The organism is Ruegeria sp. CJ2 (assembly GCF_056536745.1).
The window spans coordinates 132,256-143,293 of sequence record NZ_JBQFQF010000007.1 but is presented as its reverse complement, the minus strand read 5'-3'; the positions used below and the strand labels follow the sequence as shown (position 1 = coordinate 143,293).

Annotated in this window: 11 protein-coding genes; 7 read left to right on the top strand and 4 right to left on the bottom strand. The window is 61.0% G+C overall.

Features of this window, described 5'->3' with window-relative positions:
* Positions 1-250: 250 nt before the first annotated feature.
* Positions 251-436, bottom strand: a complete 186-nt coding sequence (locus ACR0MS_RS12200) for a hypothetical protein (RefSeq protein ID WP_480572841.1) — start codon at positions 434-436, stop codon at positions 251-253.
* 215 nt (positions 437-651) lie between these two features.
* Here ACR0MS_RS12200 and ACR0MS_RS12195 point away from each other — a divergent pair, with 215 nt between their 5' ends.
* From ACR0MS_RS12195 to ACR0MS_RS12170, 6 genes are all read left to right on the top strand, one after another.
* A complete protein-coding gene (locus ACR0MS_RS12195; RefSeq protein ID WP_480573230.1) occupies positions 652-1,416 on the top strand; it encodes a uracil-DNA glycosylase in 765 nt (254 codons plus the stop codon).
* Positions 1,416-2,015 (top strand): metallophosphoesterase family protein, encoded by a 600-nt coding sequence (locus tag ACR0MS_RS12190; RefSeq protein WP_480573233.1) that lies wholly within the window; start codon positions 1,416-1,418, stop codon positions 2,013-2,015. The genes ACR0MS_RS12195 and ACR0MS_RS12190 overlap by 1 nt, the downstream gene beginning before the upstream one ends.
* A complete protein-coding gene (locus ACR0MS_RS12185) occupies positions 2,012-2,632 on the top strand; it encodes a LysE family translocator (protein ID WP_480572844.1) in 621 nt (206 codons plus the stop codon). Before ACR0MS_RS12190 ends, ACR0MS_RS12185 begins: the two co-directional genes overlap by 4 nt.
* Before the next feature lie 6 nt (positions 2,633-2,638).
* Positions 2,639-3,181, top strand: a complete 543-nt coding sequence (gene moaB / locus ACR0MS_RS12180) for a molybdenum cofactor biosynthesis protein B (protein WP_480572847.1) — start codon at positions 2,639-2,641, stop codon at positions 3,179-3,181.
* 104 nt (positions 3,182-3,285) lie between these two features.
* On the top strand, positions 3,286-4,740 hold the full coding sequence (locus ACR0MS_RS12175) for an efflux RND transporter periplasmic adaptor subunit (RefSeq protein ID WP_480572850.1): 1,455 nt from the start codon (positions 3,286-3,288) through the stop codon (positions 4,738-4,740).
* 6 nt (positions 4,741-4,746) lie between these two features.
* Positions 4,747-8,145 carry an efflux RND transporter permease subunit gene (locus ACR0MS_RS12170; RefSeq protein WP_480572853.1) on the top strand — a complete coding sequence of 1,133 codons (3,399 nt, stop codon included), beginning with the start codon at positions 4,747-4,749 and terminating at the stop codon, positions 8,143-8,145.
* On the opposite strand, the gene ACR0MS_RS12165 is transcribed toward ACR0MS_RS12170, so the two are convergent.
* Together ACR0MS_RS12165 and ACR0MS_RS12160 are read right to left on the bottom strand one after the other, a co-directional pair.
* Entirely contained in the window at positions 8,142-8,561 is a 420-nt protein-coding gene (locus ACR0MS_RS12165; RefSeq protein WP_480572856.1) for an NUDIX hydrolase, read from the bottom strand. The two genes, ACR0MS_RS12170 and ACR0MS_RS12165, sit on opposite strands and share 4 nt — an antisense overlap.
* Positions 8,562-8,566: 5 nt before the next feature.
* The gene (locus ACR0MS_RS12160; RefSeq protein WP_480572859.1) at positions 8,567-9,379 is read right to left on the bottom strand and encodes a protein-disulfide reductase DsbD domain-containing protein; all 813 of its coding nucleotides are present in this window, start codon (positions 9,377-9,379) and stop codon (positions 8,567-8,569) included.
* Positions 9,380-9,524: 145 nt separating this feature from the next.
* Between ACR0MS_RS12160 and ACR0MS_RS12155 the strand changes: the two genes are divergently transcribed.
* Positions 9,525-10,079, top strand: a complete 555-nt coding sequence (locus ACR0MS_RS12155) for a YqgE/AlgH family protein (protein WP_480572862.1) — start codon at positions 9,525-9,527, stop codon at positions 10,077-10,079.
* On the opposite strand, the gene ACR0MS_RS12150 is transcribed toward ACR0MS_RS12155, so the two are convergent.
* Complete coding sequence (locus tag ACR0MS_RS12150; protein WP_480572865.1) at positions 10,080-11,030, bottom strand: L-threonylcarbamoyladenylate synthase; 951 nt, start codon at positions 11,028-11,030, stop codon at positions 10,080-10,082.
* Between the last annotated feature and the right edge of the window lie 8 nt (positions 11,031-11,038).

The following is an 11,038-nucleotide window of genomic DNA, read 5'->3' as shown; positions in this document are numbered from 1 at the left end:
ACCGGGACACAGCCCTGATTTCTGGAACACTTGAACCCGGGACGGCACTGCGACCCGGTTTTTTCGCAGAAAAACCAGCCGGGGCGCGAACATCCCCCACCCGGCAGACAGGCCGACCCTGAATCGCAGGTGCGCCCATCATCGCATTTTAGCGAGGGCAGGGGCTGAATGTCGGGTGTGGTCCGCTCGCACTCACCTCGGGCATTGCAAAAGCTGCCACCCGGACAATCAAGGCGCGACCGGCATTTGTTTACCCCTCGTGGTGCGCATCTGCCGCCTGCAACGCAGCGCTCGAACGGGCCGCATGTACGACCACCGCCGCAATAGGTGCCGCCCAGAGGAATGCAGTGGCCGTCGAAACTGCATCTTTGCCCGCCGGAACAGCAGCGCGCACCGCATTTGAACTGACCGCCGGGGCATTGATTGTTCCGCTCATAGATGCCGCCCCGGTTAGGAAAGGTGTTCCTGTCGTACAGACCGCCCCGGTTTTGAAGCTGCGCGAAACCGGGGTCGCCGAGGGGGATCAGCAACAGTGCAATGGCAAGGAATCGTAATAGGACCAACATGAATGCAGCAATGCTGGGCGGGACAGGCCATCCGATCAAGTGCTATTCGCTTTCCCTCGGTCAAAAGGTGGTTAGATTGAGGGGTATGGAATCGGCTTTGGACTATCACACGGCGCGGGCTTTGCTGGAATGGCAGGTCGAGTTGGGCGCAACAGAAGCGATCGGGGATGCTCCGATGGATCGCTATGTGTTGCCGGACACTGCGCCCAAGGCCAAAAAGCCCAAACCGGCCCAAGCCGCGCCAGAGAAACCGAAACAGGTGGACCCGGTTGCTGTTGCCAAGGCCGCTGCCGCCGGCGCATGGTCGTTGGATCAGTTGCGCAGCACGATGGAGGCGTTCGAGCATTGTGATCTGAAACGCGGGGCGCGCCAACTGGTCTTTGCCGATGGCACACAGGGTGCACGGGTGATGATCGTCGGAGAAGCGCCGGGCCGCGAAGAAGACCGCGAGGGCAAGCCCTTCGTGGGTCGAGCGGGCCAGTTGCTGGACCGGATGCTGGCCACGATTGATCTGGATCGTTCGGAAAACGTCTATATCACCAATGTTCTGCCTTGGCGCCCGCCCCAGAACCGCGACCCGAACCCTCAGGAAATCGGTATGATGCAGCCGTTTCTGGAACGCCACGTGGCGCTCGCCAAGCCGGACGTTCTGGTGGTCATGGGCAATATCAGTTGTCAGGCGGTGCTGGGTAAACGCGGGGTCACCCGGCTGCGCGGCAAGTGGGATCAGGGGTTTGACCTGCCGGTGCTTCCGATGTTCCACCCGGCCTACCTGCTGCGTCAGCCGCAGTTGAAACGGCAAGCCTGGGCGGACTTGCTGGAGCTGAAAGCCTGGCTGGAGGGCACGTGATGCGAATTCTTGCGTTTTCGGACCTGCATATGGCGCGCAACCGCGCGGCCGAGATTGCCGCCGCCAGCGCCGAGGCTGATCTGGTGATCGGTGCCGGAGATTATTGCAACATGCGACAGGGTCTGGATGAGGCGATGGCGATGCTATCGGAAATATCCGCCCCCCTTGTCCTGACCCCCGGAAACGCGGAAAGCGCCGGAGAGTTGACGGATGCCGCGCCCGAGGGTGTCCACATTCTGCACGGCTCGGGGATGACTGTGGATGGCCTCCGTCTATTCGGCCTTGGATACGGTGTTCCCGTCACGCCGTTTGGAGAGTGGTCCTGTGACCTTTCGGAATCAGAAGCCGCCGAATTGCTGGAACGTTGCGATGCCGCTGATATCCTGATCACGCATTCCCCGCCCAAAGGGTATGGCGATACGACGTCAATGGGTGATGCGGTGGGGTCCGTGGCCGTGCGCGATGCGATAGAACGCTTGCAGCCGCACTACTCGCTGCATGGTCATATCCATGACAGTTGGGGCTATCGCGGCACCATCGGGCGCACGCAGATCGCCAATCTCGGCCCCAAAGTGAACTGGTTTGAGGTGACCACATGATCGAAACGGTGACGTTGCTGGCGTTCATTCCGGCGGCTATGGCGCTGAACTTTACGCCGGGGGCCGACATGATGTTCTGTTTCGGGCAGGGGCTGCGGTCAGGTGCGAAACCTGCCCTGATCGCCAGTGCCGGGGTGTCTGCGGGGCTGATGGTGCACGTGTTGCTGGCTGGGCTCGGCTTGGGTGCCGCCGTATCCACCCTGCCGTGGCTGTTCGATGTGATCCGCTGGATGGGCGTCGCTTATCTGATGTATCTGGCCTGGGGAGCGATCCGTTACGGCGCAGTCTCAGACGACAAGCCCGCCAAACCAACGCGATACGCGTTTCGGGACGGGCTGGTCGTGAACCTGACCAATCCCAAGGTCATTCTGTTCGTGCTGGCCTTTATCCCGCAATTCGTGAACCCGGCCATCGGGCCGATCCTGCCGCAATTCCTGATCTTGGGCGTGATCATCGCGTTGGGCGGTTTCGTGGTGAACGGGATGGTTGGAATTTTTGCGGGCGGCGCGGGGCGGGTGCTGATCTCGAACCCGCGCGCCTCTCGTATCATGGGATGGGTGACGGGCGGTATTTTCACGGCCCTTGCCATTCGACTAGCCATCATGGAAAGGGCCTGACGCTGAATGTCGCGCATTGACGAAACCTTGGATTTCATCCCCGTTCGGATCGCCGTTTTGACCGTATCGGATACGCGCGCGCTGGAGGAAGATCGCTCGGGCCAGACGCTTGTCGACAGAATCGAACGGGCTGGCCATACAGTCGCGGATCGCAAGATCATCCGGGATGAGCGTGCCGAGATTACTGCGCAATTACAGAGTTGGATCGCGGACCCGGAAATCGACGTCGTGATTTCGACCGGCGGCACCGGGCTGACCGGGCGCGATGTAACGGTCGAGGCGCATCGCGACGTCTATGAAAAAGAGATCGACGCGTTTGGTACCGTTTTCACCATTGTGTCGATGGAGAAAATCGGCACTTCAGCGGTGCAGTCCCGCGCAACGGGTGGCGTAGCCGGAGGAACCTATCTGTTTGCGCTGCCCGGCAGCCCCGGCGCGTGCAAGGATGCGTGGGATGGGATTTTGGAAAAACAGTTCGATTACCGGCACCGGCCCTGCAATTTCGTGGAAATAATGCCCAGATTGGACGAACATCTGCGACGGAAGTAAACTGTTCACACGTTTAAGCGTTTAACGTGCTTTGTAGCTTGGCAATTTCGACAGCCCAGCTACCTTTTGCACATGGCAGCCTGATGCAACCGGGGTTAAAGTGAATGCGATTTCTACGGCAGAGCCTTGTCGGTGTTTTTCTGGCGTTTCTGACGCTGGCCCTGCTGTTTTTGGCTGTTCAAATGATCTCGGGCGCTGTTCAGGATGTGCTGACGCGCGACGATGAAGCTCCGCAGGCGCGCGAACGTGTGTTTGCCGTGTCCGTCCAGCCTGCCGAGCTTACGACCGTCACCCCTTACCTGGAAGCCTTCGGCGAAGTGCAAAGTCGCAGACGGCTGGAACTTCGCGCCGCCTTGGGGGGGCGGGTGATGTCCCTGTCCGAAGATTTCGAGGATGGCGGCGTGGTGACTCAAGGCGAAGTGTTGGTCGAACTTGACCCCGCCGATGCGCAATCTGCACTGGATCGTGCCAAATCCGATCTTCTGGATGCCCAGTTCGAGGAGCGTGATGCCGAACGGTCTTTGCTGCTGGCGCAGGATGAATTGAATTCGGCCGAAGCGCAGGCCGGTCTGCGCGGTCGTGCCTTGCAGCGCCAGAAAGACCTGCAAAGCCGGGGCGTCGGAACCCCGGCCGCCGTGGAAGAGGCTGAACTGGCCGAGGCCTCTGCCCAGCAGTCGGTTCTGGCGCGGCGGATTGCACTGGCGCAGGCGGAATCGCGCGTGGATCAGGCGACCACCCTGCTGGCGCGTGCGCGTATCGCGCTGGAGGCCGCCGAGCGCGATCTGGATGACATGACAGTAAAGGCGCGGTTTGGCGGTACGCTGACGGATGTGACGCTGGTTGAAGGCCGCTTGGTGTCCGCCAATGAAAAGCTGGCCGAACTGGTCGACCCGAATGCGCTGGAGGTCGCGTTCCGCGTCTCGACTGCGCAATATGTGCGTCTGCTGGATGCGCAGGGCGCATTGATCAACGCGCCGGTTACTGTATCGCTTGAGGTGACGGGCACCGACCTGATGGCGCAAGGGCGCATCAGCCGCGACAGCGGTTCGGCGGGTGAAGGGCAGACCGGACGATTGATCTATGCCCGTCTGGACGATGCATCCGGATTCAAGCCCGGAGATTTCGTGACGGTGACTGTCGAGGAACAACCGTTGGACAACGTCGTGCGCCTGCCCTCGTCCGTTCTGGATGCGGTCGGCACGGTTTTGGTTCTGGGCGATGGGGATCGGCTTGAGGCGCTGCCTGTGCAGCTTATTCGCCGTCAGGGAGATGAAGTCCTGCTACGCGGTGAGGGGCTGGAAGGCCGCGAGGTAGTGGTCGGCAGAACGCCTCTGCTGGGGGCGGGTGTCCGGGTGCGTCCCCTGCGGGTTGAGGCCAATGCGGGCGCGTTGGCCGACATGGTCGAACTGACCGAAGAGCAACGTACACGGTTCATGGCGCAGGTCGAGGCCAGCAAAAAAATGCCGGATGCGGTGAAAGACCGCGTTCTGGGACAGTTGCGTGAGGCGAAAGTGCCAGCGTCGCTTGTGCGGCGTCTGGAAAACCGGGCAGGGGGGTAAGGCCCGATGATGCGCGACATCCCCGGTGCGGCAGGCGGCGTTCTCAGCTACTTTACCCGGCACAGGACGGTCGCCAATCTTTTGTTGCTTGTCATGCTTGTTCTGGGCGCAGCGGCCATCCCGAACATGCGCGCGCAGTTTTTTCCCGATGTCATCCTTGAGCGCGTCGATGTGAACGTCGCGTGGGACGGTGCCGGTCCCGAAGACGTGGATAATGGCATCGTTCAACTTCTCGAACCTGCGCTGTTGGCGGTCGAGGGGGTGGCCAGCACCGAAACCACCTCGCGCGAGGGGCGCGCCAATATCCGGATGGAGTTCGAGCCCAACTGGGACATGTCTCGCGCGGTCGAGGATGTCAGGACTGCCGTCGACGGCGTGACCAACCTGCCGGAAGATGCGGATGAGCCGACCATACGCCGCGGCGCGTGGCGGGACCGTGTCACCGACGTGGTGGTCACAGGTCCGGTCGCGCCTGACAATCTGGCGAAATTCACGGACGAATTGATCAACCGCCTGTTCGCAGTGGGTGTGACAAGGACGACGATCCGTGGCCTTGCAGCGCCTCGCATCGTGGTCGAAGTTCCAACCGCGCAGCTTATTGCTAATGATATTACCCTGTCCGAAATCGCCTCGGCCATCGCCGCCGAAGTCACGGCCAATCCAGCAGGCGACGTGAGTGGGGCCAATGCGCGTATTCGAACCGGCACCGAAAAGCGGACACCTGAGGAAATCGAAGGCATTCCGCTGCGCAATTTCGAGGACGGCTCAAAACTTCTGATTGGCGATGTCGCCCTGATCCGGGTGGAGGGCGTCAACCGGAACCGAAGCTATTACGTGGGCGAAAACCCGGCCATGTCTGTGCGGGTCGACCGCTCGAACCTCGGGGATGCCATTGAGATTCAGCATACCGTCGAAGATGTGGTCGCCGAGATGCAGGCCAGCCTGCCCGAAGGCGTGACGGTTGAGTTGATCCGCACACGGGCGCAGGCGATTACCAACCGTCTGGATATTCTGATCGACAACGGGCTTGTCGGGCTGGGGCTGGTCGTCTGCCTGCTGTTCCTGTTTCTGAACGCGCGCATCGCCTTTTGGGTCGCGGCGGGTATTCCGGTGGCCATGTCAGCGGCCATCGCCTTCATGTATATCGGCGGGCTTTCGATCAACATGGTCTCGTTGTTCGGGCTGATCATTACGCTGGGCATCGTTGTCGACGATGCGATCGTTGTTGGTGAACACGCGGATTTCCGGGCGCGAAGGCTGGGCGAGGCCCCGATGATCGCGGCCGAGCGCGCAGCGCGGCGTATGGCAATGCCGGTCTTTGCCGCAACCCTGACGACGGTGATCGCCTTTTTCGGGCTGACTGCCATAGGCGGGCGGTTCGGAGAATTGATCCGCGACATCCCCTTTACTGTCATTGCTGTTCTGATCGCCTCGCTGATCGAGTGTTTTCTGATCCTGCCCAATCACATGGCCCATGCAATCGCGCATTCGGCCAAAGAGCATTGGTATGATTTGCCCAACCGGGTGGTCAATCGTGGGTTCCGCTGGGTTCGGGACACTTTGTTCCGACCCTTGATCGCCTGGGCAATCTGGGCGCGGTATGTCGTCGTTGCGGTCATGATCGTATTTCTGGCTAGCCAGATCGCGCTTTTTATTCGCGGCGATGTGAACTGGCGGTTCTTCAACGCGCCCGAGCGCGGCTCGATCACCGGCAATTTCATTATGGTCGAGGGCGCGACCCGCGCAGATACGCTGGCCATGATGCAGCAGATCCAGCGCGCAGCCGAGGAACTGGGCGAAATTTACGAAGAACGCCACGGACGCAACCCCATCGAATATGTGCTGGGCGAAGTGGGCGGCACGGCAGGGCGCGGGTTGTCGGCGGCGGATGGCAAGGACTCGGACCTGTTGGGCGGGATTTCCATAGAATTGATCGACGCCGATCTGCGCCCCTATTCCAGCTTTGAATTTGTGGGCGAACTACAGGACTTTGTTCCGCGCCATCCCAAGGTGGAAATCCTCAGCTTCCGGGGTTGGCGGTCCGGTCCCGGCGGCGATGCAATTGACGTTCAGCTTTATGGCGCGGACGTAAATACGCTCAAATCCGCGTCCGAGGATCTTCAGTCCGAACTTTCGAAATACCCCGAAGTTTCGGCCCTTGAGGATAATCTGGCCTATGACAAGGAAGAGTTCATTCTGGACCTCACGGCGCAGGGGCAGGCGCTGGGTTTCCGGATCGAAACGCTGGGACGGGTTCTGCGTGACCGGTTGAACGGGATTGAGGCCGCGACCTTCCCCGACGGCCCCCGAAGCGCCGAAATTCGCGTGGAACTTCCCGAGGGGGAACTGACCGCCGATTTCCTTGAACGAACGCTGATGCGCACCCCGGACGGCGTTTATGTCCCCTTGGCCGATATCGTGTCTGTTCAACGGAAATCCGGGTTCTCGACGGTGCGGCGCGAGAACGGCCTGCGGGTGGTTTCGGTCTATGGTGATATTTCCGAGGATGACCCTGCCCAAGCCGCAGAAATCGCCCGCGCGATGCAGGAAGAAATTCTGCCCGGCATCGCCTCGGAACGTCAGATCGAATGGACGATGGCAGGCCTGAGCGAACAGGAGGATGAATTCCTGTCCGAGGCGCGGACCGGCCTGATCCTGTGCCTGACCGGGATTTACCTGGTTTTGGCTTGGGTCTTCGCCAGCTGGACACGGCCTTTGGTCGTTATGGCGATCATACCGTTTGGCTTGGTCGGAACGATCTGGGGGCACTATGTCTGGGACGTGCCGCTGAGCATGTTCACCGTAGTGGGGTTGTTGGGAATGACAGGGATCATCATCAACGACTCGATTGTTCTGGTGACGACCATTGACGCCTATCGGCAAGAACGTGGGCTTGTGCCTTCGATCATTGAAGGAACGGCAGACCGTTTGCGGCCGGTGATGCTGACGACGTTGACCACCGTTCTGGGGCTTACGCCGCTTTTGTATGAAGGGTCGCAACAGGCGCAATTCCTCAAGCCGACGGTCATTACTCTGGTCTACGGGTTGGCCTTTGGCATGTTGCTGGTTCTGCTGCTGGTGCCTGCGCTGCTGGCCATTCTGAATGATCTGTCCCGCCCGATGACCGCCATGCGCCGGGGACTACGCGCGCCGGATCGTGTCGTGCGCGGTGCGCTGACCGTGACGGGGCTGTTCATGTTGCTGTGGCTCGGTGTGACAATGGTTCTGCCTGCCGCGACGGGCGCACCGTTTGGACCGCTGTCGGGACTTTATGCCGGTGAGGATGGGCTCGCCGTATTGCAGATGGGGCTTGGCGCTTTCTTTGCCGGGGCGATGCTGATCCTTCTGCTTTCCGTCACATTGTCCAGCCTGCTCTATGTGCGTCTGAAAGGTCGACCGACCTAAACGCGGTTTAGCGCGGTTTCCAGCAAATCAGACACCCGGTCGCTCATGGCCAGATCGCCGCGCCGGATTTGGTCCAAAGGAAACCAGCGCGCATCCAGCGCGTCATCTGCGGCCATAGGGGTTCCAGATCGGTATGCGCAGGCGACGCCAACCAGCAGGTAATGCGACAGCACCGCGCCCTGCGCGTCCCGGCGAAGAAGGTCCAGATTGTCCAGATATCGCAAAGGCTCGGCAATGACCGAGGTTTCTTCGCGCAATTCCCGTTGCGCGGCCTGCAAAACAGTTTCGCCCCATTCCACATGGCCGCCGGGAAAACCCCAAAGTCCAGCATCGGGCTGTTTGCTGCGCTGGACCAAGAGAACCTGTTCGTTATGGATGACGACGGCCAATGCGCCGATTTTAGGAGCTTGCGTCATGCCTGTCAGCCTGCGCTGCACCCCTGAATATCAACCGCGTGGCTTGCGCCCAAAACGGTAATCCGAATCTCGGACCGGTCCAGCGCAAAGGGACCGCCGGACTCGCTGAGCACCTCGGACGTGGCAACCAGCGTGTCACCCTGGCGTTCCGTTTCCGGGGGCGAGGCCCATAGCATCGGGTTGCCGGGTTCGATCACGGCGATCTCACGTCCTCCGGCCGAGGGCATGGTGACGCGGGCCTCGATCTGCATTCCGTCCGATGTGGGTGTCAGGCGGCAACTGGTGTGCGCCACGCGCGCCTCTTTCGCGGAAAACGGGCGCTGTGCAAGCGCGGCGGCGATCGCGGGATTGCGGCCTGCATCGGCATTCAGCGTGTGATCAAAGTTCAACTGCTCGGGGATACACACATCCTTGCAGACGCCTAAATCCATTGTTCCGCGCAAGCGGACCGGTTTAGCAGCATTCTTCGGGGTGATTTCAACGGGAAGAACCAGTTGATCCTGATACCCGATGGACTTCAGACCGTTCTGATCGAAAACCGAGGGCGCAGGCCAGGTAAAGGATATGTCACCCACATTGTCCGAGCCGCTCCAGTTGAATTGAGGCGGGATTCCGGCATCTCCGGGCGCGCGCCAGTAGGTTTTCCACCCCTCCTGCAAGGTCACACGCATGGCCCCCAGATAGGTGCCCTGCGCGGTGCGCCCCCCATCCAGCACGTCCAGTTCGACCACCGACCCCGTGACCTGAGCCAATGCTGGCCCGGATGTCATGAGGCTCAGGGTCAATGCGACCGCAGGTAATGACCGGTTTACTTTCATATCCAATACATGCGCGGAGTTGGGCCAGAATCCAAGTCACGTTCCGGTCACCAGAACGAAATCTGCGGAAATCTGCGTTGATCCCTTGCCAATCCAACCCCCCCAAGGTCATTGTTGAAGGGTACTCAGCAAGAGATGTCATCTTATGGACCTGACCGGAAAACTGTTGATTGCCATGCCCGGCATGGGGGATCCGCGCTTTGATCATTCGGTGGTCTATATGTGCAGCCATGGGGAAGATGGGGCCATGGGGCTGATTGTGAACAAACCGTCGGACCTGCGGATCAAAGCCCTGCTTGAACAGCTCAATATCGCCTGTGAGGTCCCGATCGTGGGCGAACGTCTGGTCCATTTCGGCGGCCCGGTCGAGATGTCCCGCGGATTTGTGCTGCACAGTTCGGATTACGACGCCAACCTGCATTCGATGAAAATTTCGGATGATTTCAGCATGACCGCCACGTTGGACGTGCTTGAGGATCTGGCTTCGGGGAAGGGGCCTTTGAATTCCACGCTGGCGCTGGGCTATTCGGGCTGGGGTCCGGGGCAGCTTGAGGATGAGATCGCGCGCAACGGTTGGCTGACGGCCGAGGCGTCGTCGCGGCTGGTTTTCGACGTTCCCGATGATGAAAAATGGGAGGCCGCGCTTGCAACGCTGGGTGTGGACCCCCTGACTTTGTCGGCCAGTGCTGGGCGCGCCTGATCAGCTATCGCGCGGCGCAGCAGCGCGGCGGAGGCGATCATTGATGGCCACCCCCAACCCGTGATCGGGGATTGGTGACACAGCGATGGGCCGGCCCGTGTCGTTCAGGCTGTGCAGTGCGGCAAACAGATTGGCCGCTGCCTGCGTCAGATTTCCATCCGGTGATAAATTCAAATCGCAATCGACCGGTCCAAACCCCAGCAGAACTTCGTCGCCCTGTGTCTCGCTTACGTTCAGTCGCACAGGTGCGTCCGGGGCATAGTGCGACTGCAGTTGACCCGGCGCGGATAGCGGGTCCCCCGGCAGGTGGAGATGCAGTTGAGTGTTCAGAACGTCTTCGATTTGTTCCAGTGCCACTCCGCCGGGGCGGAGCAGGGCAGGAGAGCCAGCCAATCCGACGATGGTGGATTCCAGTCCGACACCGCAGGGCCCGTCGTCCAGAATGGCGGCAATGCGACCGTCCAGCCCGGCCCGCACGTGGTCGGCCGTGGTCGGGCTGATCTGACCAGACGGATTGGCCGAAGGTGCCGCGACCGGCCCGTCAAATGCGCCCAGCAGCGCGCGTGCCGTGGGATGCGCCGGAACGCGCACCGCCAAAGTGTCCAACCCGGCGGTCACCAGCGAAGAGATGCCATGCCCCGCGCGCAAAGGCAGCACCAGTGTCAGGGGTCCGGGCCAGAACGCCCGAGCAAGCTTGTCTGCCAGATCAGACCATTCGACAAACCGTTGCGCGGCTTCGACAGAGGCGACATGTGCGATCAGCGGATTGAAACTGGGGCGACCCTTGGCGGCGTAAATGCCTGCGACAGCCTCGCCATTGCGGGCATCCCCGCCCAGCCCGTAAACCGTCTCGGTCGGAAAGGCGACCAGCAGGCCCTGCCGCAGCAGGTCCGCAGCCTGCGCGATTCCGCTGGGGGTCGCAGTATATTCCCGTGTGCCGTTAGGACTCATTGGCGGTG